General features: G+C 59.9%; 21 protein-coding genes. 18 read left to right on the top strand and 3 right to left on the bottom strand.

The annotated features are described in order from the left end of the window. Together VW35_RS13085 and VW35_RS13090 are read left to right on the top strand one after the other, a co-directional pair. Positions 1 to 252 carry a DUF1467 family protein gene (locus VW35_RS13085; RefSeq protein ID WP_046143493.1) on the top strand — a complete coding sequence of 84 codons (252 nt, stop codon included), beginning with the start codon at positions 1 to 3 and terminating at the stop codon, positions 250 to 252. A gap of 48 nt (positions 253 to 300) precedes the next feature. Continuing rightward, positions 301 to 777, top strand: coding sequence for a hypothetical protein (locus VW35_RS13090; protein ID WP_152662583.1), 477 nt, complete (start codon positions 301 to 303; stop codon positions 775 to 777). A gap of 7 nt (positions 778 to 784) precedes the next feature. Here VW35_RS13090 and VW35_RS13095 read toward each other — a convergent pair whose 3' ends face one another. Beyond that, a complete protein-coding gene (locus VW35_RS13095; RefSeq protein ID WP_046143495.1) occupies positions 785 to 1111 on the bottom strand; it encodes an MmcQ/YjbR family DNA-binding protein in 327 nt (108 codons plus the stop codon). 294 nt (positions 1112 to 1405) lie between these two features. Here VW35_RS13095 and proS point away from each other — a divergent pair, with 294 nt between their 5' ends. The 16 genes from proS to VW35_RS13175 all read left to right on the top strand — a co-directional run bounded on the left by proS (position 1406) and on the right by VW35_RS13175 (position 21336). Beyond that, positions 1406 to 2755, top strand: coding sequence for a proline--tRNA ligase (gene proS, locus VW35_RS13100; RefSeq protein ID WP_046143496.1), 1350 nt, complete (start codon positions 1406 to 1408; stop codon positions 2753 to 2755). A gap of 62 nt (positions 2756 to 2817) precedes the next feature. Then, positions 2818 to 4125, top strand: coding sequence for an ABC transporter permease (locus VW35_RS13105; protein WP_046143497.1), 1308 nt, complete (start codon positions 2818 to 2820; stop codon positions 4123 to 4125). Then, positions 4118 to 4804 (top strand): ABC transporter ATP-binding protein, encoded by a 687-nt coding sequence (locus tag VW35_RS13110; protein ID WP_046143498.1) that lies wholly within the window; start codon positions 4118 to 4120, stop codon positions 4802 to 4804. The genes VW35_RS13105 and VW35_RS13110 overlap by 8 nt, the downstream gene beginning before the upstream one ends. Positions 4805 to 5533: 729 nt before the next feature. Continuing rightward, positions 5534 to 8989, top strand: a complete 3456-nt coding sequence (gene dnaE, locus VW35_RS13115) for a DNA polymerase III subunit alpha (RefSeq protein WP_046143499.1) — start codon at positions 5534 to 5536, stop codon at positions 8987 to 8989. A 372-nt stretch (positions 8990 to 9361) separates the two neighbouring features. Next, a complete protein-coding gene (gene rpsB, locus VW35_RS13120) occupies positions 9362 to 10132 on the top strand; it encodes a 30S ribosomal protein S2 (protein WP_046143500.1) in 771 nt (256 codons plus the stop codon). Positions 10133 to 10203: 71 nt separating this feature from the next. Continuing rightward, positions 10204 to 11130, top strand: coding sequence for a translation elongation factor Ts (gene tsf / locus VW35_RS13125; protein WP_046143501.1), 927 nt, complete (start codon positions 10204 to 10206; stop codon positions 11128 to 11130). Positions 11131 to 11308: 178 nt separating this feature from the next. Beyond that, complete coding sequence (gene pyrH, locus VW35_RS13130) at positions 11309 to 12028, top strand: UMP kinase (RefSeq protein ID WP_046143502.1); 720 nt, start codon at positions 11309 to 11311, stop codon at positions 12026 to 12028. 95 nt (positions 12029 to 12123) lie between these two features. After that, positions 12124 to 12678, top strand: a complete 555-nt coding sequence (gene frr / locus VW35_RS13135) for a ribosome recycling factor (protein ID WP_244465901.1) — start codon at positions 12124 to 12126, stop codon at positions 12676 to 12678. A gap of 31 nt (positions 12679 to 12709) precedes the next feature. Continuing rightward, entirely contained in the window at positions 12710 to 13471 is a 762-nt protein-coding gene (gene uppS / locus VW35_RS13140; RefSeq protein WP_046143504.1) for a polyprenyl diphosphate synthase, read from the top strand. Continuing rightward, positions 13468 to 14328, top strand: coding sequence for a phosphatidate cytidylyltransferase (locus VW35_RS13145; protein ID WP_052951711.1), 861 nt, complete (start codon positions 13468 to 13470; stop codon positions 14326 to 14328). Before uppS ends, VW35_RS13145 begins: the two co-directional genes overlap by 4 nt. Before the next feature lie 39 nt (positions 14329 to 14367). Next, the gene (gene rseP / locus VW35_RS13150) at positions 14368 to 15504 is read left to right on the top strand and encodes an RIP metalloprotease RseP (protein ID WP_046143505.1); all 1137 of its coding nucleotides are present in this window, start codon (positions 14368 to 14370) and stop codon (positions 15502 to 15504) included. 181 nt (positions 15505 to 15685) lie between these two features. Next, positions 15686 to 17809 (top strand): outer membrane protein assembly factor BamA, encoded by a 2124-nt coding sequence (gene bamA, locus VW35_RS13155; protein ID WP_052951712.1) that lies wholly within the window; start codon positions 15686 to 15688, stop codon positions 17807 to 17809. 73 nt (positions 17810 to 17882) lie between these two features. Beyond that, entirely contained in the window at positions 17883 to 18911 is a 1029-nt protein-coding gene (gene lpxD / locus VW35_RS13160) for a UDP-3-O-(3-hydroxymyristoyl)glucosamine N-acyltransferase (RefSeq protein ID WP_046143506.1), read from the top strand. Further along, positions 18908 to 19384, top strand: a complete 477-nt coding sequence (fabZ, locus tag VW35_RS13165; protein WP_046143507.1) for a 3-hydroxyacyl-ACP dehydratase FabZ — start codon at positions 18908 to 18910, stop codon at positions 19382 to 19384. The genes lpxD and fabZ overlap by 4 nt, the downstream gene beginning before the upstream one ends. Continuing rightward, complete coding sequence (gene lpxA, locus VW35_RS13170) at positions 19381 to 20190, top strand: acyl-ACP--UDP-N-acetylglucosamine O-acyltransferase (protein ID WP_046143508.1); 810 nt, start codon at positions 19381 to 19383, stop codon at positions 20188 to 20190. The genes fabZ and lpxA overlap by 4 nt, the downstream gene beginning before the upstream one ends. Further along, positions 20191 to 21336: a lipid-A-disaccharide synthase gene (locus tag VW35_RS13175; RefSeq protein WP_046143509.1), complete on the top strand. Its 1146-nt coding sequence runs from the start codon at positions 20191 to 20193 to the stop codon at positions 21334 to 21336. It abuts the gene before it with no gap. A gap of 43 nt (positions 21337 to 21379) precedes the next feature. Here the strand turns inward: VW35_RS13175 and gltA are convergent, their stop codons facing one another. After that, on the bottom strand, positions 21380 to 22669 hold the full coding sequence (gene gltA / locus VW35_RS13180; protein WP_046143510.1) for a citrate synthase: 1290 nt from the start codon (positions 22667 to 22669) through the stop codon (positions 21380 to 21382). 153 nt (positions 22670 to 22822) lie between these two features. Beyond that, complete coding sequence (gene gltX, locus VW35_RS13185) at positions 22823 to 24235, bottom strand: glutamate--tRNA ligase (protein WP_046143511.1); 1413 nt, start codon at positions 24233 to 24235, stop codon at positions 22823 to 22825. Between the last annotated feature and the right edge of the window lie 124 nt (positions 24236 to 24359).

Below are 24359 nucleotides of genomic sequence, written 5' to 3' on the forward strand. Positions count from 1 at the left end.
ATGCAATGGGGTTCGATAGTCGCGGTATTTTTCGTCGTCTGGTGGCTCTGCTTTGTTGCAGTGCTGCCCATCGGCTCCCATAGTCATCACGAAACCGGCGAAACCCTGGTTCGTGGTGCTGACCCGGGCTCTCCCGTCGCGCCGCGGTTCCTGCAAAAGGCGTTGCTGGCGACGGGGCTTGCCATCGTCTTCACCGGGCTCCTCCTTTGGGGCCTCACCAACGAAACGTTGATGGCTTACTGGAACCGCTGAGACTCGCCGGTCTTTGCCTTTGGCAGTTCGCCTAAGGGGAGTTCGAACATGCTCAGACTATGCGCCATTGCCGCTCTGATGCTGGTTACCGTAAGCCCTGCCTTCGCCCGCTGGCAGGTCGATGACGAATCCGACGGTGGCGGGTTCCTCTTCATTGCCTCCCAGGTGGATGAGACCGACACGATTGAGGTCCAGCTCGTCTGCGATGAGATGCGAGAGGGCAAGCTGCTCTTTTCGGTCTTCACCGGCACCGAAATGGCCAAGCAAAAATATGCCATCCCCGCCGTGCCGATTACCGTGCGCTTCGGCGCTGTTGCTTTCGAAAATCTCGAGGGCGAGGTGGTCGGTAATGATGTGGAGCGCATCCTTGATGTATCCGAAGTCGACGAACCGCGCGTCCGCGACCTTGCCGCTGCCATGCGCAAGGGCAAAGACATGACGCTTACCTATCGCGACGAGGAGTGGTTGCTGACCGGCGAGAATGCAGCGGCCTCGCTCGATACCATTTTCGAGCATTGCCCCTGAGCTGTGCTCACCGCTTCTTTTTGGCCGGGCCCAATGCATGCCCATGCGCCATTCGCAGCGCCGCTTGCACATCCTCGTCGGTCGCCGGAGCCAGCCACATTGTGGTCCACCCCTGTCGTCCCCAGCCGTTATCGATCGCTTGAAAGAGGTCCGGCGCGAGCTGGCATTTGAACTCCTGTTCGTCCAGCTCAAACTTGATATTGGCGCTGAGGCCATCACCCGCCAAGGTGGCAAAAATCCGCTTTACCCGGAACGCAGTGCGATCGAAATGCGGCGCACTGACCGTGTCGGGCAGGGCAATAGCAATTCGCGTAAAGCTTTCAGCGCTGGCCATTAGCTATTGATCCAAAAATAAAAAAGCAGGGCACAACGGCCCTGCTCAAAGAGTTTAATCGACAATACGTTGGTCTTAGGCTCGCTGTTCAGCGTGCGGCCAACGCTCCTCCCTTGACGTTGTCGATCTTTAGCGGTTCAACCACCTCGTTTTATTGTGACGGGAACCTAACAACAGATTTTCGTCGTGTCACGTAGATTCTGCATGGCTTGCATGCTTGAATCGTATGGACGGTTGGGCTCTGAGTGGGCATCAACAAAACCCTTGAGTCGACGCATCAATTTCGGAGTTCCCATGCGCCTTTCCCGCTACTTTTTGCCGGTCTTGCGCGACGTGCCCAAGGAAGCCGAGATCGTCTCGCATCGCTTGATGCTGCGCGCCGGCATGATCCGCCAGCAGGCCTCAGGCCTCTACTCCTGGCTGCCGCTTGGCTACAAGGTCCTGATGAAAGTCCAGAAGATCATCGAGGAGGAGCAGAACCGCTCCGGTGCGATCGAGCTTTTGATGCCCACCATCCAGTCCGCCGATCTCTGGCGCGAATCGGGCCGCTACGATGCCTATGGCAAGGAAATGCTGCGCATCGAAGATCGCCACGAGCGCGAATTCCTCTATGGTCCGACCAACGAGGAAATGGTCACCGACATTTTCCGCACTTACGTCAAGTCCTATAAGGACTTGCCGCTCAACCTCTACCACATCCAGTGGAAGTTCCGCGACGAAGTGCGCCCCCGTTTCGGTACCATGCGCAGCCGCGAATTCCTGATGAAGGACGCCTATTCCTTCGATCTCGATAAGGACCGCGCCGTCGCCGCTTACGAGCGCATGTTCGTCGCGTATCTGCGCACCTATGCCCGTATGGGCCTCACCGCCATTCCGATGCGCGCCGATACCGGCCCCATCGGCGGAGACCTCAGCCACGAATGGATCATTCTGGCCGAAACCGGCGAAAGCCAGGTCTTTTGCCATCGCGACCTCCTCGATAAGCCGATCCCCGGCCAGGATGTCGACTTCCGCGGCGATTTGAAACCCATCTTCAACGATTGGACTTCGCTCTACGCCGCTACGGAAGAAATGGTCGATCAAGCCGAATACGAAGCTGCCGTCCCCGAGGACAAGCGCGTCTCCGCCCGTGGCATCGAAGTCGGCCACATCTTCTATTTCGGCACCAAATATTCCGAGCCGATGAAGGCCTCGGTCACCGGCAATGACGGTAAGGAGACCATTGTCCACATGGGCTCCTACGGCATCGGCCTGACCCGCGTCGTGCCCGCCATCATCGAAGCCAGCCACGACGAAAACGGCATTATCTGGCCGGTCTCCGTCGCGCCCTTCGAAGCCGTGCTGGTCAATCTCAAGGCCGGCGATGCCGATACCGATGCCGCTTGCGACAAGCTCTACGCCGAGCTGACCGCTGCCGGCCTCGACATGCTCTACGACGATCGCGATCAGCCTGCCGGCTCCAAATTTGCGACGGCCGATCTCGTCGGCATTCCCTATCAGCTCATCCTCGGGCCTCGCGGCCTTAAATCGGGCGAAGTTGAAATCAAACATCGCAAGACTGGCGAGCGCGAGACGCTGCCGCTCGCCAACGCGGTCGAGCGTCTCAAGGGCCTGATCGAACCCCAGCGGATGAACGACATTTGACCACCTCAGCCCAGCATGCCCCGGCCGGCCGATCCACTCGGCCGTTCTCCCGGTTCGAGTGGATGATTGCTGGGCGCTATCTGCGCGCAAGGCGAAAAGAGGCGTTCATTTCCGTCATCGCCAGCCTCACCATGGTTGGCGTTGCCATCGGCGTGGCGACGTTGATCGTCGTCATGTCGGTGATGAACGGCTTCCGCGCCGAGCTGCTCGACAAGATCCTGGGTCTCAATGGCCACTTCACGGCCTATCCCATCGAGAGCAAATTCACCGATTACAAGGACGCCATCGCCGATCTCGAAACCGTTCAGGGCGTCAAGTTTGCGGTCTATTACGTCGAAGGCCAGGTGCTGGCGTCCGGTGGCGGAGGCTCGACTGGCGTCTCCGTCCGCGGCATGGATGCCGAAAATATCGACAAGCTGACGCTGCTGATGAATTCGGCAGAGCAGGGCGGTTTCGATAGCTGGGACGAGAACGATGGTGTCGCCATCGGTTACCGTCTGGCGCAGACGCTCGGCGTCGGTCTTGGTGATCAGATACAGCTCATCTCGCCGCAAGGCGCCATGACGCCCTTCGGCTCAACGCCCCAGATCAAATCCTATCCGGTTCGCACCATTTTCAATCTTGGCATGGTCGAGTTTGATAGCCTCTTCGTCTATATGCCGCTACATCTGGCGCAGGATTATTTCCGGCTCTATGAGGACGTGCTCAAGCCGGGCGCCGGTCCGCTTGATCCGATGGCGAGCGACGAAGAAATCGACGCGGCCTATGAGCGCGTCTATCAGGCTTCGGGCGCTGAGATTTTTATCGACGATCCTGATGAAGTGAACGTAGTCCGCGAGCGCATCGCTGCCACCCCGGGAATTCGGCCGTTCATCCTCACCGATTGGCAGCAGCGCAACGAGACCTTCTTTTCCGCCCTGCAGGTTGAACGAGTCGTGATGTTCACCATCCTCTCGATGATCATCCTCGTTGCAGCCTTCAATATCATCTCGAGCCTCGTCATGCTGGTGAAGGACAAGAGCAAGGACATCGCCGTCCTGCGCACCATGGGCGCGACACGCGGCGCCATCATGCGCATCTTCTCGATCACAGGCACGACCATCGGCGTCATCGGCACCCTGACCGGCCTTGTGCTGGGTCTTTTGGTCGCGGCCAATGCCGAGACACTGAGGGCGTCGATTTCCAATCTGCTCGGCGTTACGCTTTTTCCGCCCGAAGTGTTTTTCCTTTCGTCGCTCCCGAGCAAGACGGACCCGACCGAAGTTACGGTCGTCGTCGTCCTGGCGCTGAGCCTCAGTTTCCTCGCGACGCTCTATCCGGCTTGGCGCGCCGCTCAATATGATCCGGTCGAGGCGCTGCGTTATGAGTAATTCGTTCCTGCGCCTTTCGGGCGTCCATCGCCATTATGGCGAAGGCGCGACCCAGGTTCGCGTCCTCGATGAAGCCGATCTCGCCGTTGAAAGCGGTGAGCTTGTCGCCCTCGTCGCCCCCTCGGGGGCCGGCAAATCGACGCTCCTCCACCTCTGCGGATTGCTTGAGAGTCCGCAGGCCGGCGAAGTTGAAATCGTGGGCAATAAAACCAGCCAGCTCAACGATCGCGGCCGCACCCAATTGCGCCGCAACACGGTGGGCTATGTCTACCAGTTCCATCACCTGCTGCCAGAATTTAGCGCCCTCGAAAACGTCTCCATGCCGCAGATGATCGCGGGCAAGACACCCGCCGAGGCTGCCGTCCGGGCCCAGGAACTGCTCGATATTCTAGGCGTCGGCCCCCGTGCCGCCCATCGCCCCGCCGAACTTTCGGGTGGCGAACAGCAACGCGTCGCCATCGCCCGCGCCGCTGCCAACCATCCGCGCGTCATCCTCGCCGACGAGCCGACCGGCAACCTTGACCCTGCGACCAGCGATATCGTCTTCGAAGCCCTCAAAAACCTGATCCGCACCGAGGGCGCCGCAGCGCTGATCGCTACCCACAACTACGATCTCGCCCGCCGCGCCGACCGCATCGTCACGATCAAGAACGGTAAGGTCGTCGCGCATACGCTCTAGCACTTTGGCAAACCAGCGCTCGAAGGCATGCTAGTCGGTTCGGAGGACCCACGGGTCCCCCTACGTCATTGCCGGGCTCGTCCCGGCAATCCATCTCGCCTCCGCATCGATACGCATGAGCGACCGGGTTTATGGCCCGTCTTATCCCTCTTATCCCCGCACCAAATTCCTTCCGCATAATCCTGCCATCCATCCCCGCACGGACGGTCTGCAGACGACAGGAGCGGGGAGGGCCCTGCATGGGGCGTCTCCCATGCACGTTCGGGACTGGCCGCCTCGCGACGAGCGATCAAAGAGGCGCAGTGAGACCCATCCGAAAAAGGGCGCCCCGGAGCGGTCATCCGCTTCACCAAAACTAAAACCCTTCGAGGCGAATGCCGCTCCGGGGTCCGTCCATCCAAAAACCGGAGGCCATTGGCCAACCGGCACTTTGTGACGTCTTGATTCTCTCGCCGTGCTAAGGAAACCCTAACGCATTAACCCTGTCCCCGCTTTCCCCATAGCTCTCCCTAGACCAGAACGAAGAAAGAACATATAAGAACAATATAGCAACAAGGGAGCTAGAAATGATCGATTTCGTCAAGGACTTCGCCGCCTTCGTGACCCTCTGTGCCTTCACCGTCGGCTCGTTGACCTGGATGGATTTGTTGACGCACCTGAGCTGATGCTTGTGGATTGGCGGGAGGGTGATTTGACCTCCGGCTTGGACTGGCCCAAGGTCTGACGATCATGCGCGGCCCCGGCTTTATTCACCTCCACGTTCACTCGGCTTTCTCGCTTCTCGAAGGCGCAGTTCAGCTCGAAACGATTCTCAAACTCGCTGCCGCCGACAACCAGCCGGCGCTCGGCATTGCCGACACCAACAATGTCTTTGGTGCTCTCGAATTTTCCGAAAAGGCGTCCAAAAAGGGCATTCAGCCCCTCGTCGGCGTCGAAATTGCCATTGATTTTGCCGCTGCCGAAGAGCGGATCAGCGAACGCGGCCACGTCGCCTGGGCCGGCAAATCCAGCGTTGTGCTCATGGCGCAATCCGAGGGCGGCTTCGCCAATCTCTCGCGCCTTGTTTCTCGCGCCTATATGGAAGGCGAAAATGGCCTTGCCCGCGCCAAGCTTGATTGGCTGACGCCCGACTCGCTGTCCGGCCTGATCTGTCTGACCGGCGGCCCGGAGGGCGCCATCGACATGGCCTTCGCCCAAGGACAAGATGCTAATGCCCTCCGACGCCTCGATCGCCTCGCCGATCTTTTTGGCGATCGGCTCTATGTCGAGCTACAGCGCCATGGTCGTGCCCAGGAAGCTAGCGTCGAGCCGCGCCTCATCGACTATGCTTATCGCAAAGGCATTCCGCTCGTCGCCACCAATGAGCCGTTCTTCAAGTCCGCCAAGGAATACGAGGCCCACGACGCGCTCCTGGCCATCGCCGGCGGCTCCGTGCTCGCCCAGACCGAGCGCCGCAAGCTCAACGACCAGTATTATTTCAAATCCCGCGCGGAAATGATGGAGCTGTTCTCGGATCTCCCCGAGGCACTCGATTCGACCATTGAAATCGCCAAACGCGTCGCCTTCCGCCCGCGTACCCGCGGCCCAATCCTGCCAAAGTTCGCTGCTGGCTCACACGCAACGGAAGAAGAAGTCGTTGCCGCTGAAGCTGCCGCCTTGCGTGACATGGCTGTTACGGGTCTCGACAAGCGCCTCGCCGCGCACGGGCCTGGGCCGGGCAAGACGGAAGAAGAATATCGCGCGCGGCTCGATTTCGAGCTTGGCGTCATCGAGAAGATGAAATTCCCCGGCTATTTCCTCATCGTGGCCGATTTCATCCAGTGGGCCAAAGCCCAGGGCATTCCAGTCGGGCCTGGCCGCGGTTCAGGCGCCGGCTCGCTCGTAGCCTATGCCACGACCATCACCGATCTCGACCCACTGCGCTACAATCTGCTGTTCGAACGCTTCCTCAATCCAGAGCGCGTTTCGATGCCCGACTTCGACATCGACTTCTGCCAGGATCGGCGCGAAGAGGTCATCGAATACGTTCAGAAGAAATACGGCGCCGAACAGGTTGCCCAGATCATCACCTTCGGTTCGCTCCAGGCCCGCGCCGTGCTGCGCGACGTCGGTCGCGTCCTGCAGATGCCCTATGGTCAGGTCGATCGCATCTGTAAGCTTGTGCCAGCCAACCCCGCCGATCCCTGGACCATCGAGCGCACCATGAACGAGGTGCCGCAGTTCAAGCAGATGGCCGAGGACGACGAGACCGTCGGTCAGCTCGTTGAGATCGCCAAGTCGCTCGAGGGACTATTTCGTCACGCCTCGACCCACGCCGCCGGCATCGTCATCGGCGATCGACCGCTTCAGGAACTGCTGCCGCTTTATCGCGACCCGCGCTCCGACATGCCGGTCACGCAATATAACCTCAAGTGGGTTGAACCCGCCGGGCTCGTCAAGTTCGACTTCCTCGGCCTCAAGACGCTGACGACGATCCAGTATGCCGTCGAAATGGTGCGTCAACGTGGCATCGACCTCGATATCGACGCCATTCCGATCGACGACGCAGCGACCTACAATCTTTATGCCCGCGGCGACACCTACGGCATCTTCCAGTTTGAATCTGCCGGCATGCGCCGCGCCTTGATGGATCTCAAGCCCGACCGCATCGAAGATCTCATCGCCATGAACGCGCTCTACCGGCCGGGCCCGATGGACAATATCCCGAGCTTCATCGACCGTAAGCACGGCAGGGAAGAGGTGGAATATCCTCATCCCAAGCTCAGCGAAGTACTCGACGAAACCTACGGCATCATCGTCTATCAGGAGCAGGTGATGCAGATCGCCCAGCTTCTGTCGGGCTATTCGCTCGGCGAAGCTGACATGCTCCGCCGCGCCATGGGCAAGAAGATCAAGGCGGAAATGGATAACCAGCGTATCCGCTTCCGTGAGGGCTCGGGCCCCAACGGCGTCAGTGAAGCGCTCGCCGATCAGATCTTTGATCTTCTCGCCAAGTTTGCCAACTACGGCTTCAACAAGAGCCACGCTGCCGCCTACGCGTGGGTTTCCTATCAGACCGCCTACCTCAAGCAGCATTTCCCGCACGAATTCTATGCGGCCTCGATGACGCTCGATATGGCTCAGACCGACAAGCTCTCCGACTTCCGCCGCGAGGCCGGCAAGAAGAAGATCGAAGTTGTCGCTCCCTGCATCAACAGGTCCGAGGTCGTGTTCTCGGTCAAGGACGATCGCATCCACTATGGCCTTTCCGCCGTAAAGGGCGTCGGCCGGGCCGTCGCCGAGCACATCGTCGATGTTCGGGGTGATCAACCGTTCAAGGATCTCGGCGACTTTGCTCGCCGCGTGGATCCAAAGGCGATCAACAAGCGCACCCTCGAGACCCTGGTCAACGCCGGGGCCTTTGATGGTCTCGCGCCGCGCCGCGAGATCGCGTTTGCCGCGATCGACCAGGTCATGGGCACGGCGCAGGCCCTGACCTCCGAGCGGAATGAGGGTCAGTGGAATATGTTTGCTTCCAGCGAACCCGAGCCGTTCCGCCTCCCAACGAGCGTTCCGGCTTGGACTTCCACGGAGCGTGCCGATCGCGAACTGTCGGCCATCGGCTTTCACCTTTCCGCCCATCCGCTCGACGCCTATGCCGATCTTTTCGAGCGCCTTCGCGTCCAGCGCTGGGCCGATTTCGAGCGTGCCGTAAAAGACGGCGCTTCGGCCGGCCGCCTCGCCGGCACGATTTCGTCCCGTAACGACAGGCGAACGCGTAAGGGCACGCCGATGATGATCCTGACCCTGTCGGATCAGAGCGGCACCTTCGAGTGCATCGCCTTTTCCGAGCAGATCAGCCAGTTCGGCGGCTTCCTGCAGCCGGGCAATTCGGTGATCCTGGAAGTCGGCGCCCAGGAACGTGCCGAAGGCATCAGCCTCATGCTCAATGGAGCAAAGCCGATCGAAGGCGCCGCCGAAAGCATCGATCGCCAGCTGACCATTTTCGCCGCTGATTCCAAGGCGCTACCTGCCGTAGGCGCTCAGCTCAAGCGCGGCGGCAATGGCACGGTCAGTTTTGTTGTTATCCGCGACGCCGGTGCGAAGGAGTATGAAATCGAACTCCCCGGCAAGTATTCCGTCAGCGCCGAAGTCGCCGGCGGCATCAAGGCGCTCGAAGGCATCACGGACGTAAGGTTCAACTGAGGCGCTGTTCCGAAAGGGCTTTGCCGGTGAGCCGTAGCAAAACGTCATGCTGGGCAAAACAACGCGGAGGAGGCGAGCCCGGAGCCCATCCTCCCCCGCTCAGGGGCTTTCACCCTTGTCCCCGCGTCCAGGCGCGGGTCTATGATCGGTCAATGCACGGGCCTAAGCATGGTTCATTAACGTTGCCGTGAGGTTTCGAGGCGCGGCAAGGCGGGTTGCGCTTCCCGCAGACTTCGCTTATATCGCCCTCGCGCCCGGCATGTTGCCGGCGTGATCTCACACACGAAGCCGGCATTCCCTTGGAACGCCATCCGGTGGCGGGCAACCGTCGCACTGCTTCGTGGAGGACATAACCGGTAAAGGAAAACAGACATGGCTCTGCCAGAATTCTCTATGCGCCAGCTCCTCGAAGCAGGCGTGCACTTCGGCCACCAGAAGCACCGCTGGAACCCGAAGATGGAACGCTTCATTTTCGGCGTTCGCAACGACATCCACATTCTTGACCTGTCCCAAACCGTGCCGGCCCTGAGCCGCGCGCTGCAGCTGATCTCGGACACCGTTGCCGATGGCGGCCGCGTGCTCTTCGTTGGCACCAAGCGTCAGGCAGCTCCGCTGGTTGCTGATGCAGCCAAGCAGTCGGCACAATACTTCGTCAACTCGCGCTGGCTCGGCGGCACGCTGACCAACTGGCAGACGATCTCGAACTCCATCGCGCGCCTTCGCGAGCTGGAATCGATGAGCGAAGAAGACCTCAACCTGCGCACCAAGAAAGAGCGCCTGATGATGTCCCGCGAGCAGGAGCGTCTTGAGCGCGACCTCGGCGGTATCAAGGACATGGGCAACGTTCCTTCGCTCTTGTTCGTGATCGACACCAACAAGGAAGCGAACGCGATCAAGGAAGCGCGTCGTCTCGGCATTCCGGTCGTCGCCATCGTCGACACCAACTGCGATCCGGACATGGTCGATTACCCCATCCCGGGCAATGACGACGCCAGCCGCGCTCTCGAACTTTATGTGTCGCTCGTTTCGCGCGCCGCTCTCGATGGCATCGCTCGTTCCTCGAGCGCCCTCGGTGCTGATATCGGCGCTTCGTCGGAAGCTCCGGCCGAAGATATTCCGAGCGAAGGCGAAGCTGTCAACTAAGTCCGGTATCTCCGGACTCGTCATGAACGAAACTATGCGGTCCCCTTGCGGGGCCGCCGAAAGGTGAACCCATGGAAATCACTGCTGCAATGGTTAAGCAGCTCCGCGAGTCGACCGGCGTCGGCATGATGGACTGCAAGAAGGCCCTGGCCGAAACCAATGGCGACATGGAAGCTGCCGTCGATTGGCTGCGCACCCGCGGTCTCGCCAAGGCCGCCAAGAAGGCCGACCGCGTTGCTGCCGAAGGCCTGGTCGGCGTAGCAACTTCGGGCACCAAGGCTGCCGTCGTCGAAGTGAACTCTGAAACCGACTTCGTTGCCCGCAACGAGCAGTTCCAAAACATCGTCGGCACCGTGGCCAAGCTCGCTCTTGATGCCGACGGCGATGTCGCAAAGCTCGGCGAAATGCCGTTCCCCGGCACTGGTCACTCGGTCCAGGCCGAACTGACCGAAGCCATCGCCAAGATCGGCGAGAACATGAACCTGCGCCGTACGACCACGCTGTCGGTCACCGACGGCGTGGTGGAAAGCTATGTCCATAACGCCGTCAAGGCAGGCTTGGGCAAGATTGGCATCCTCGTGGCTCTCGAATCGACCGGCGATAAGGCTGCTCTTTCGACGCTCGGCAAGCAGCTCGCCATGCACATCGCAGCGACCAATCCGCTTGCCATCGATGCCAGCGAACTGGATCAGGACGTCGTCGCCCGCGAACGCGCCATTATTCTTGAGCAGGTCAAGGAATCCGGCAAGCCGGCCGACATTGCCGAGAAGATGGTCGAAGGCCGTCTTCGCAAGTATTACGAAGAAGTTACGCTCCTCGCGCAGACCTTCGTTATCGACGGCGAAACCAAGGTTGCCGACGCAATCAAGAATGCTGAAAAGGAAGTTGGCGCGCCGGTCAAACTGACCAAGTTCGCCCGCTTCGCCCTCGGTGAAGGCATCGAAAAGGTCGAGACCGACTTCGCTGCTGAAGTTGCCGCGACCGCCGGCGTCAAGTAAGACGTTTTGCAGGCGGGCTCTGTAGTCCGCCTGCAGCTCTCCAGTTCAGCTGGATCGAGCATGTTTAATTCGCATACATTACAGCGTGCCTTCGCCTTCTGCTTCGGGCCTTTTTGCCTTAGTGTCCCTTGGGCGTGCAGAATCGCGAGCGCCGCAGCACCTAAGATGAGGTCTTCCGATGGCGTCCGGATATAAGCGCATCCTGCTCAAGGTTTCGGGCGAGGCGCTGGCGGGAGATAACTCCTTTGGCATCGAGCCTCCATTCCTCCAGGGCGTAGCGCGGCAGATCGCTGACGTAGCGCGCACTGGCACGCAGGTCGCGATCGTTGTCGGCGGCGGCAATATCTTTCGCGGCATGGCCGGCGCTGCAGACGGTACGGACCGCGTCACCGCAGACCTGATGGGCATGCTCGGCACCATGATCAATGCCCTTGCCCTCTCCAACGCCATCTCGCGTCAAGGCGTCAAATCCAAGCCTTTCTCGGCTGCAACCATGCCGTCCGTGGCCGACACCTTCACGGCGCGCGACGCCAAGCTTGCTCTCGAAGAAGGCTTCGTCGTCGTGCTGGGCGGCGGTACGGGCAATCCCTTCTTTACGACCGATACGGCAGCCACGCTTCGTGCCATAGAACTTGAATGCGACGTTGTCCTCAAGGGAACCAAGGTCGACGGCGTTTATTCCGATGATCCGAAGAAGAACCCCGACGCGGTCCGCTATGCTCATATCAGCTTCGACGACGTTATCTCGCAGAACCTGAAGGTCATGGATACAGCGGCCTTCGCGCTTGCACGCGACAATCGCATGCCCATTATTGTATATGCGCTGGATGTCGCCGAAGGCCTGTCCGGCGTTCTCGAAGGTCGCGGCCGTTCGACCCTGGTCGGTGACCACGGCTAGGGCAGGGCGCAGCCGCCCGGCATTGCCGGTTCGCATGAGTTTCAACAAGAGCGCGCCCCATGTCGGCAGCGCCAAGACCGAAAGGACTATCGGCCATGGCCTATAATCTGAACGACCTCAAGTCTCGCATGCAGAAGTCGATTTCATCGCTCAAGGACGAACTTTCGGGCCTGCGGACGGGGCGCGCCAGCGCAAGCCTGCTCGAACCGGTCACCGTTGAAGCCTATGGTTCGCGCACGCCGCTCAACCAGGTAGCGACCGTCACCGTGCCCGAGCCGCGCATGCTTTCGGTCCAGGTTTGGGATCGTGGTCTTGCCAATGCCGTGGAGAAGGCGATCCGCGATAGCGGTCTTGGCCTCAATCCGATGGGCGAGGGCCAGGTCATTCGTGTTCCGCTACCCGAACTAAATGAGCAGCGTCGCAAGGAATTGGCAAAGGTTGCGCATAATTATGCGGAACAGGCCCGTGTTGCTGTCCGCCATATCCGTCGCGACGGTATGGACGCCTTGAAAAAGGCGGAGAAGGACGGCGACATGAGCCAGGACGACGCGAAAAAGCAGTCCGATCTCGTCCAGAAGGCGACCGACGACGCCGTCAAGGAGATCGACACCATCGTGGCGACCAAGGAACAGGAAATCATGCAGGTCTGAGGATCTGCTAACGCCGCCGGGAGGGGCGTTGATGGCTAGCGAGATCGCTGCGAAAATTAGCCCGGGCCACGGCCCGGGTCTGCGTGTTCCGGTCCACCTTGGTGTGATCATGGACGGCAATGGCCGCTGGGCAAAGGCGCGCGGCAAGCGACGCACGGAAGGTCATGTGCAGGGCGTGCAGTCGCTCCGCAACACGGTCGAATATTGCATTCGCTATGGGGTGCAATACCTGACGGTGTTCAGCTTCTCCTCCGAGAACTGGACGCGTCCGCCCGAGGAAGTCTCGTTTATCTTCAATCTTTTGCGTCGTTTTGTAGCCTCGGACCTACACCGTTTGATGCGCAACAACGTCAAGATCCGTATCGTCGGCTCCCGCGCTGGGCTGGAGCCACCGCTGATCCGCCTCATCGACGATGTTGAAGCGAAAACGCGGACAAACACTGGTCTCGTACTTGTTGTTGCATTCAACTATGGCGGCCGCGCTGAAATCGCCGAGGCCGCTCGCCGCCTTGCAGAAGATGCCGTTGCAGGACGCATCGACCCATCTTCGATCACTGAGGCCAGCCTTGGCCGCGCGCTTTACACGTCCGACATTCCCGACCCCGATCTCATCATCCGCACCAGCGGCGAACAGCGTCTGTCAAACTTCCTTTTGTGGCAGTCCGCCTATGCCGAATTGGTTTTCGTGCCAGAGAACTGGCCGGACTTTGATGAATCGAGTTTCTTACGCGTTCTCGAGGCTTATTCGCTTCGAGAGCGTCGTTATGGCGGATTGGGGGCGACCGGGAGTTGACCGATCCGGGCGAGCCTTCTCCTAAGCCTGTCGCATCCCAGCGTCGCAATTGGGCCGATGTCGGGCCTCGCCTTGCCTCCGCGGCCTTTCTGCTCGTGATAGTGATCGTCACGCTTTATCTGGGCAGTTTCTATTTCTCGACTGTTGTAGGCGCCGTCTATGCCGGCGCCTACCGCGAATGGGAAACGATGGTTTCCCGCGCGACGATTTCGATACCGGGTCTGGCTCTCGTGGCTCTCGTCTGGCTCTCTGGCACGGTATTTCCCTGGTTCGGGATTCTCGGGCTGGCCAGTGCAATCCTGGTCGCCATCGTTGTCGCTGCCTTCATGGATCGAAAACTGCTCCTCTGGCGCGCAACGGGCCTCGCGCTTTTCGGTCTCCTGATTCTGTCGCATGTGCTCATGCGCGGCGACACCATGGCGGGTCTCTGGGCGGGTGTATTTCTTGGCACCGTTGTGTGGATGACCGATTCTGCTGCCTTCTTTACCGGCCGACAGATCGGCGGGGAAAAGCTCGCTCCGGCAATCTCGCCCTCCAAGACCTGGTCCGGTGCCCTTGGCGGTCTGGCGCTTGGAGCAGGTGCAGGGCTGATCGTCTGGACGCTGATCACCGACTCGCCTTGGTGGATCGGTCTTCTCATTGCCGTCGCGATTAGCATTCTCGGCCAGTTCGGCGATCTTCTTGAAAGTGCGGTAAAGCGCCGCTTTCGCATCAAGGACAGCGGTGACATCATTCCCGGTCATGGCGGCTTGATGGACCGGCTGGATAGCCTCACATTCGGCGTGATCCTCGTCCTGATCATTGGCGTCCTCCACGGCGGCATCGACCGGGTCGCGGAAGGGCTGCTTTATTGGTGACCGGCATGGCCATATGCCCGCCGCAACTGTGGATCGACGATGTTTGATTTTGCCGCCTGGCTGCTCTCCTATGTCATTCCGTTCCTAGCGGTTCTGACAGTCATCGTCTTTGTCCACGAAATGGGGCACTACCTCGTCGCTCGGTGGAACGGCGTTGCCATTCAGGCTTTTTCGATTGGCTTCGGGCGCGAGCTCGTCGGCTGGACCGACAAGCATGGCACACGCTGGAAACTGTCGGCGATTCCCCTGGGCGGTTACGTCCGCTTTGTCGGCGATATGAATCCGGCGAGCGTGCCTGATCCAGATTCGCCAGAACTGAAGAACCCCGAGCTGGCGCCACATCTTTTCGTCAACAAGACGGTGTGGCAGCGCATCGCCGTCGTGGCAGCAGGGCCGATCGCCAACATCATCCTGACATTCGTCATCCTTTATGCCCTGCTTCTCGGCTATGGCCGCTACACCGTTCCTGCCGTAGTTGAGGACGTCATTGCCGGCTCCGTTGCTGAGGCTGCCGGCTTTGAGCCGGGCGACAAGATTTTGTCGGTCGATGGCTACGTCGTTCGTGGCTTCGAGGATTTCCAGCGTTACGTCGCCACCAGTCCCGCTCGGCAGGTAAGCATCGATATCGAGCGGGGCGGGTCTGAGCGCACCCTGACGTTGACGCCGGAGCCGGTCGTTATTCAGGACAGATTCGGCAATGACCAGCGGATAGGTCGCATTGGCGTCAGCAGCAATTTCGACGACGCCGATGTCGAACTCTATCGTCCGGGCCCCATCGAAGCAGTGGGCATGACGGTCGAGGAAATCCGTTTCATCGTCCAGCGCACCGGAGCGTTCCTTGGCGACTTCTTCGTCGGTCGCGGCGATGTCGAGCAGCTCAGCGGACCGGTCAAGGTTGCAAAAGTATCGAAGGAAGTGGCCACGCTCGGCGTGATAGCCCTCATTAACCTGATGGCGCTACTCTCTCTCAATATTGGGATATTCAATCTTTTGCCCGTTCCCATGCTCGACGGCGGGCATCTGTTGTACTATCTGATCGAAGCCGTTCGCGGCCGACCTCTCAGCTTGCGCGTTCAGGAGATCGGTTTTCGGTTCGGTTTTGCGTTGGTGCTGGCTTTGATGGTTTTTACCCTGTTCAATGACACGGTCTTCGATCATTTCGGCATCCTTCGTTAACCTCCTGTTAGCCTTGGTTCGCAAGGTGTTGCACGAATACCAGCGCGCCAATGAATTACTAACCGCGTCCCGGCTTACGGCTTGTCCGTGGTTAAAAAAACAGTAAAACACTTCAATGGAGTTAGCTTGGGGGAGCGGCGTATGACGATTCTCCGGGCGGGTCGCAGAAGGCAATAACAATATGATTAACCCCACCAAGCTGATGCGTGGCGCCGTCTCAGTGATCGCCATTATGGGTGCAGCGCCCATGGTCGGCGCCGGGATCCCGGTTCTGGGCGTTGCCGTTGCGCAGGCTCAGGAGCAGCTGGTCGGTTCGGTCCTGTTCGAGGGTAACCGCCGCTTCTCCGATGCTCAGCTTCTTGCGATGGTCGATCTGAATGCGTCGGGCATCTATACGCCGCAGCGGCTGGCCGCTGACGTCGAGAGCATCCGTCAGGCCTACGATCGCGACGGCTTCATGGGCGTTACGGTCACCTCGCGCACTGAAGCGACCGCCGACGGCCGCGTCCGCGTGATTTTCCAGGTCAACGAAGGTGAGCGCGCTGGCATTGCTGCCATCAACTTCACCGGCAACAATGCGATCAACGGCGGCAACCTCAAGGGTGCCATGCTGACCAAGGAAACCGGCATCTTAAGCTGGCTCCTTCGGGACGACACGTACGACGAGCAGAAGCTCGCCGTCGACCGCGAGCGTATCCGTCTTTATTACGCCAACCGCGGTTATCCTGATGCGCAGGTCAATTCTGTCGCTGAATATGATGCGGCCAAGAACGCCTACTTCATCAATTTCACGATCAACGAAGGTCAGCACTACGATTTCGGCAACATTGGTATCGAGACCAGCATCAATGGTTTGAATACCGACGTGCTGCGCTCGACTGTCAAGACCGGGCAGGGCTCGCAGTATTCTGTCGCCGACCTGCAGAAGACCATCGAGGACATGGCTTATGAAGCCACGACGCAGGGTTACTCCTTCGCCGACGTCCGCGCTCGCCTCGACCGCGATGTCGCCACCGGTACGTTCAACGTAACCTACCTCGTTGACGAAGGTGCGCGTATCTATGTCGAGCGCATCAACATCACCGGCAACACCAAGACCCGAGACTTCGTGATCCGTCGCGAGCTGGCTTTCGGCGAAGGCGATCCGTTCAACCGTTCCATGGTTGTCCGTGGCCGTACCGCCATCCAGGATCTGGGTTACTTCTCCGCCGTTGAAGTCACGACAACTCCCGGTTCCTCGCCCGATAAGGTTGTTCTCAACATCAACGTCACCGAAACCTCTACGGGTGAATACGGCGCCAGCGCCGGCTTCTCGACCACCGATGGTATCCTCGGCGAAGTTTCGCTCACCGAGCGCAATTTCCTCGGTCGCGGCCAGTATCTGCGCGCCGCGATTGGCGCGACGCAGTCGGGCCGTACCTTCGACTTCTCCTTCACCGAGCCTCGCTTTATGGGTCTCAAGGTGTCGGCTGGTTTCGATGCCTATCATCGTATTTCGGACGAAACGACAACCACCTTTTACGGTTCGCAGTCGACCGGTGGTCAGGTGCGGTTCGGCGTGCCGATCACCAGCGCTCTCTCGGCGTCGCTCTTCGGCGGCTACGAGCGCAAGGTGATCTCGGACGTCAAGGACAACCCGACCTATCAGTCCTCGCTCGTCACCAACGGCCAGGAATTCAACAAGGCTTTTGTTGGCTACTCGTTGACATGGAACGGCGTGGACGACGTCAAGGACCCGACCGAAGGCCTCTATGCGACGTTTACCCAGCAGTATATCGGCTGGGATCATAACCTCCTCAAGACCGAGGCGCGCGCTCGTTACTTCGTTCCCTTGCTCGATGACAGCGGCATCGTTGCCAGCGTCAAGGGACAGGCCGGCGTCGTCAACAGCATGAACAATGGAGCCGTGAATTCGGTCGAAGCCTTCATGCCTGGCCAGAACATCATCCGCGGCTTTGAAGGCCGTGGCGTTGGTCCGCGTCTCGTCAGCGGCGAATATCTTGGCGCGACGGCCTATGCCGCCGTGTCGGCCGAAATCGAGTTCCCGATCCCGGCTCTGCCGGAAAGCTACGGCCTCAGCGGTGCAGTCTGGGCGGATGCTGCCTGGATCGATGGCCTTCCGGGCATCGGCGCCGTGCCGGTCGATGGCAACAGCCAGGACCAGCCGTTGCGCACGTCGATCGGTGCCTCGCTTATCTGGGATTCGCCGTTCGGCCCGCTCCGCGGCGACGTTTCGCAGGTGCTCAACAAGTCGACAGCGGACCGTGCGCAGGTCTTCCAGATCACCATCCAGACCTTGCTCTAGACCGAGCAACGTGGAACAAGTCTTTGAGCCGCGGGGCGGTAGCGCCCGCGGCTCTTTCTTTTGAAGTGATCCCATGGTCGATACCCGATTCCACCGATTTGCCGGCCCCGTCGCGATCGGCGCTCTCCTGACGGAACTGGGCCATGCCGATCTGGTCGCCGGTCTTTCCGATCCCAGCAAGATGGTTGAAGGCGTCGCCGAGATTGACCTGGCCGGTCCCGGCGATCTGGTGCTCGCTGCACATGCGAGCTACGGCGCGGAGCTCAGCCGCTCCTCTGCCGGTTTCGCGCTCATTCACCCCGTGGTGGCCGACAAGGTGCCTGCGGGCACCATGGCCATTACCGCGCCACGGACACACAATCTCTTTGCCGATATTCTCGATCGCCTATATCCCGACAGCACCAAGGCAATCATTGCCGGCGGTCGTGATGACCTTGGCGCTCCGATCTTCGAGCGGGACGTGACGATCGGGTCCAATGTCGTCGTCGGTGCAGGCGTCGAAATCGGTCGCGGTACCATCATTGGCGCTAATACCGTTATCGGACCCGGCGTCACCATCGGTCGCAATTGCGTCATCGCCGCAAATTGTACTATCGACTGCGCTCATGTCGGCAATGAAGTCGTGCTGCATTCCGGTGTCCGCATCGGCACCGAAGGTTTCGGCTGGCTCGATCACGGCGTGACAAATCGCAAAATTCCGCAGCTTGGCCGGGTGATCATTCAGGATCGCGTAGAGATCGGCGCCAATACGACGATCGATCGCGGCGCATTAGGCGACACAGTCATCGGTGACGGAACGAAAATCGACAATCTCGTGCAGATCGGCCACAACTGCCGCATCGGGCGGAACTGCCTCGTGGCAGCGATGAGCGGTCTATCGGGTACTACTGTGGTCGAAGATGGCGTCTTGTTGGGCGGCGGCGTTGGGACCTCCGGCCATCTGCGAATCGGCGCTGGTTCGGTAGTTCATGGGCGCGCCGCCGTGACCAAGGACTGGCCGGCCGGCTCCAAGCTTGCCGGTGCTCCGGCGCAGGATATAAAGGATTTCTGGCGAGAAATCGCCTTCGTGCGGAAGTTGATCAAGGGGGAAAAGCAGGGATGACGGACACGGTAGACGCAGCCACTGAACTCGATGCGATGAGCATCACGGATATCCTCGTGGCGCTGCCGCATCGTTATCCCATGCTGATGATCGACCGGATCATTGATATCAAAGGCGACGATTCAGCGATCGGCATCAAGAACGTCACCGTCAACGAGCCAATCTTCCAAGGCCATTTCCCCAACAGCCCGATTTTTCCCGGCGTTCTGATCATTGAAGGCATGGCCCAGACTGCGGGAGCGATCGTCATCCGTCATGATTCGACTGCCGACAAGAAGAGCATCGTCATGCTGCTCGGCGTCGATGCTGCTCGCTTCCGCAAGCCAGCCGGACCGGGCGACACAATCGAATATCACATCACCAAGATGCACCGCCGCCGGACGGTTGGCCGCTATCGTGCCGAAGCGAAGGTAAAGGGTACGATCATTGCGGAAGCTGAAATCACCGCCATGATCGTCGAGGCGACAGCGTGACCGGAATCGTCGTCCATCCGACGGCGATCGTCGCCAAAGGTGCTCAACTCGGCGCTGGCGTCAAGATCGGTCCATATTGCATCGTCGGCGACAATGTCGTTCTTGCAAATGATGTCGAACTCATTTCGCATGTCGTCATCGAGGGCCGCACGACCATTGGCGCCGGAACTCGCATCTTTCCGTTCGCCTCCGTTGGGCACCAGCCGCAGGATCTGAAATTCCACGGCGAGGAATCAAGGCTCGAGATCGGCGAGCGATGCACCATTCGAGAATCGGTGACCATCAATCCCGGAACCGAGGGCGGCGGCATGCTGACCAAGATCGGCAACGACTGCCTGCTGATGGCCTGCTCGCACGTGGCCCACGATGCCCTCGTCGGCAACAACGTCGTCCTGGCCAATTATTGTGGTCTCGCAGGGCATTCCATTGTCGGCGATTATGTCCGCTTCGGCGGTATTTGCGCGGTGCATCAATTCGTGCGGATTGGCTCGCATGCCTTTATCGGCGCGCAAAGCATGATCGACGGCGACGTTATTCCTTATGGTCTTGCAGTCGGCAATCGCGCTCGTCTCGCCGGTCTCAATCTTGTCGGCCTCAAGCGCGCAGGTTTCGAGCGTGACAGCATCCACACGCTGCGCGCAGCTTATCGTATGATCTTCTCGAGCGAAGGAACTTTGCGCGAGCGGGTTGACGACGCGGCAGTCATGTTCAAGGACGCCAAACTCGTTCAGGAAGTTGTGTCGTTTATCTCCTCAGCCAAGGATCGGCCGCTGACGCTGCCGCAAACCGGGGCGGACGAGGAGTAGATGGCTGACGCCGTTGCGCCGCCCAAGGCGCTTCGACTGTTCGTTCTCGCCGGCGAACCATCTGGCGATCGCATCGCCGCTGATCTAGTCCGGCGCCTCCGCCAGCGCGTCCCTGTCGTAGTAACCGGGGTGGGCGGAGACGCATTGGCAAGCGAGGGTCAGGTCTCGCTTTTCGACATGAATGAACTGTCGGTCATGGGTTGGGCCGACGTTCTGCCGCGACTGCCCAAGCTATTGTGGCGCGCTCGGCAGGTGGCAAGGGCCATCGTCAAAAGCCGTCCTGACGTCGCGGTCCTTGTCGATGCGCAGGTCTTTTCCGCCATCGTCGCCAAGCAAGTTCATAAGGCCGCGCCGGATATCCCGGTTGTTCTTTGCGTTGCCCCCGCAGTATGGGCTTGGAAGCCCGAGCGCGCCCAGGAGCTCAAGCCGCATTTCCGCGAGGTCATGGCTGTCCTGCCATTTGAGCCAGCTTTCATGCGCGAAGCAGGTGGCCCGAAAACCAGCTATATCGGCCATCCCGCCGCTACTGCTCTGCAGTTCAGGGAGCAGCGACCCAGTCAGGGTCAAATCCTGCTTTTGCCAGGCAGCCGCGACGGTGAATTGCGCAGGCATCTGCCGCTGATGCGCGAGGTTGCATCAGCGTTGAGCGGCCATTCCGCCGTCAATGGTTTCGTCCTGCCGACCCCGCGGCGCCTTGTAAAGACCCTTGAGCAACGCGTGGCAGATTGGCCGGTTAAGGTCGATGTCATCACCGGCGAAGATCGCAAGGCAGCTGCGATGAATGCGGCCGTCGCTGCTGTCGCCGTAACGGGAACGGTAACGCTGGAGTTGGCTCTTGCGGGCGTGCCGATGGTCACGACCTACCTTGCCGACAAAGGTCAGGCGAAGCGCTGGTTCAAGTATCAGGTCAAATATGCGTCCTTGCCCAACGCCATACTCGACCGACCACTGGTGCCGGAAATCCTACAGATCGAGCCAGACCCTGCGGCCTTATCAGGGGCAATTCGAGAGCTTCTCGACTCTCCGGCCAAGGCAGAAGCGCAGGTCCAAGGATTTGCTGAGATTCGCTGCCTCATGGAAAACGGCACGCTTGAGGATCCGAAGGTCGATCCAGCCGAGCGTGTGCTGAATTATTGGCGACCATAAAAAAAAACGGCCCCGTGTAAGTGGGGCCGTTTGATGTTGTGTCTTAGCGCGCCTTGATTTCCGTATAGTCGCGGGCCGTTGCGCCGTTATAGAGCTGGCGCGGGCGGCCGATCTTCTTCTGCGGATCGCCGATCATTTCCTTCCACTGGCTGATCCAACCGACAGTACGCGCAACCGCGAAGAGCACGGTGAACATCGAAGTCGGGAAGCCGATGGCGTCGAGGATGACGCCTGAATAGAAGTCGACATTCGGATAGAGCTTGCGGTCGACGAAGTATGGATCCGAGAGCGCGATCTTCTCGAGTTCCTTGGCAACCTGCAGCGTCGGGTTGTTCTCGACGCCGAGCAGATCCAGCACGCGGTTAGCCGTCTGCTGCATGACCTTGGCGCGCGGGTCGTAGTTCTTATAGACGCGATGCCCGAAACCCATCAGGCGGAACGGATCGTTCTTGTCCTTGGCGCGGGCGATGAATTCGGGGATACGGTCGACCGTGCCAATTTCGCGCAGCATGTTGAGCGCCGCTTCATTGGCGCCGCCGTGAGCAGGGCCCCACAGGCATGCAACGCCTGCAGCGATACATGCAAACGGGTTGGCGTCGGAGGAGCCGGAAAGACGAACCGTGGAGGTCGACGCGTTCTGCTCGTGGTCGGCATGGAGCGTGAAGATCAGGTCCATAGCCCGAGCGATTTCGGGATTCACCTTGTATTCTTCCGCAGGCACCGAGAAGCACATGTGGAGGAAGTTCGAGGCGTAGTCGAGATCGTTCCGCGGATAAACGAAAGGCTGGCCGATCGAGTACTTGTAGGCCATCGCCGCAAGCGTCGGGATCTTGGCGATCATTCGGATCGACGCGATCTCTCGCTGCTGCGGATCGTTGATATCGGTCGAGTCGTGATAGAAGGCAGCCATGGCGCCGACGACGCCGGTCATCACCGCCATCGGGTGCGCGTCGCGACGGAAGCCGCGATAGAAATAATGCATCTGCTCGTGCACCATGGTGTGCTTGGTCACCAGCTGCTCGAACTCCTTGAACTGCTGGGCGGACGGCAGCTCGCCATAGAGCAGCAAGTAGCAGACTTCGAGATAATTGGACTTTTCAGCCAGCTGCTCTATCGGATAGCCGCGATAGAGAAGCTCGCCCTTGTCGCCGTCGATATAGGTGATCGCGCTGTCGCAGGCGGCCGTCGAGGTGAAGCCCGGGTCATAGGTGAACAGGCCGGTCTTGGCATAGAGCGAGCGGATATCGACGACATCCGGACCCACTGTTCCGCTCAGAATTGGAAATTCGACGGTCTGGTCCCCGACGACGAGTTTGGCGACTTTTTCGGTCATTGAGCTCTCCTCGTTTTGCCCGGCTCCGAGGGAGGGAGAATGGAGCGGAGCAGCACCTCCAGCGGTGCAGATTGCCGACCGCAGAGGTATCAGTTTTTGCCCCGCTGAGGCAACCGATAGGTAAGGATAGGTTACCCTCTCTCGCGGGTCGCCTTAAGCGATTTGATCGCCCAGACGCGCCATCGATTCTTCCCGTCCGATCAAGACCATGACCTCGAAGATACCTGGCGAAACCGTGCGTCCAGTAAGGGCCGCGCGAAGCGGTTGAGCGAGCTTGCCGAGCTTGAGACCCTTTTCTTCCGCGAGCTGGCGCATCGCGCCATCGATCGCGGGCACTGACCAATCGGCAAGGCCCCCTAACGTTTCGGCAATGCTGGCGAGGATGGTCTTGGCTTCCGGCGTCAACAGAGCTGCCGCAGATGCGTCTGGCGTGATCGGTCTCAACGCATAGATGAACTGCGCCAGATCGATCAGTTCGAGCACGGTCTTGGCGCGCGGCTGCAACTCAGGGAGGGCGGCAAGCACGGTGTTGTGGTTGGCTATCAGCCCCTTGACGTCGTCTTCTCGGCCGACTTCCTTGGCCGTGTCGATCATGACGTTATAGAGATAGGTCGGGTCGGCCTCGCGGATATAGTGCCCGTTGATGTTCTCAAGCTTGACGAAATCGAAGCGAGCCGCGCCCTTGTTGAGCGCTTCGAGGCTGAACCACTCCACCATCTGCTCGGTCGAGAAGATTTCCTCGTCGCCATGGCTCCAGCCGAGACGGGCGAGGTAATTGCGGACTGCTGCTGGGAGGTAGCCCATCTGGCGATAGGCTTCTACCCCGAGCGCGCCATGGCGCTTCGAGAGCTTTGCGCCATCCGGGCCATGGATCAGCGGAATGTGCGCCATCTCAGGCACAGTCCAGCCCATCGCATTGTAAATGACGATCTGCCGGGCGGCATTGGTCAAATGGTCGTCGCCACGGATGATGTGGGTCACGCCCATATCATGGTCGTCGACGACGACTGCATGCATGTAGGTCGGGGTACCGTCCGACCGCAGGATGATGAAATCGTCGAGATTTTCCGTCTTGAAGACGACGTCGCCCTGAACATGGTCATGCACGACGATCTCGCCGCTAAGGGGCGCCTTGATGCGGATAACCGGCGAGACGCCTTCGGGCGCTTCCTTGGGGTCGCGATCGCGCCAGTACCCATTGTAGCGTGGCGGCTTGCCGGCAGCCCGGGCTTCCTCCCGCATCTGGTCGAGCTCTTCGGGCGAGCAATAGCAATAATAGGCGTGACCCATTTTAACCAGTTCATGCGCGACTTCCGCGTGCCGCGAAGCGCGCGCAAACTGGCTGATCGGTTCACCTTCCCAATCAAGACCCAGCCACTTCAGCCCATCGATTAGCGCGACGACGGCGGCTTCGGTTGACCGTTCGCGATCGGTGTCCTCGATGCGCAAAAGCATCTTGCCGCCCTTGTTCTTGGCATAGGCCCAACTGAACAACGCCGTGCGGGCACCGCCGATATGCAGGTACCCGGTTGGAGAGGGAGCAAAGCGAGTAACGACCTGGGACATGGTAACCGGAACGAATTGAGGGAATTTCGGGCCGTGTGTAGCATAGGCGGGCTTGAGCGCAAGGGCGGGGCAAGGCGTGCAGGGGCGGGAGCCGACATCGCTGACATTATCCAAGCCGCTCGCT

This window comes from Devosia soli (genome assembly GCF_000970455.1).
Lineage (GTDB): Bacteria > Pseudomonadota > Alphaproteobacteria > Rhizobiales > Devosiaceae > Devosia > Devosia soli.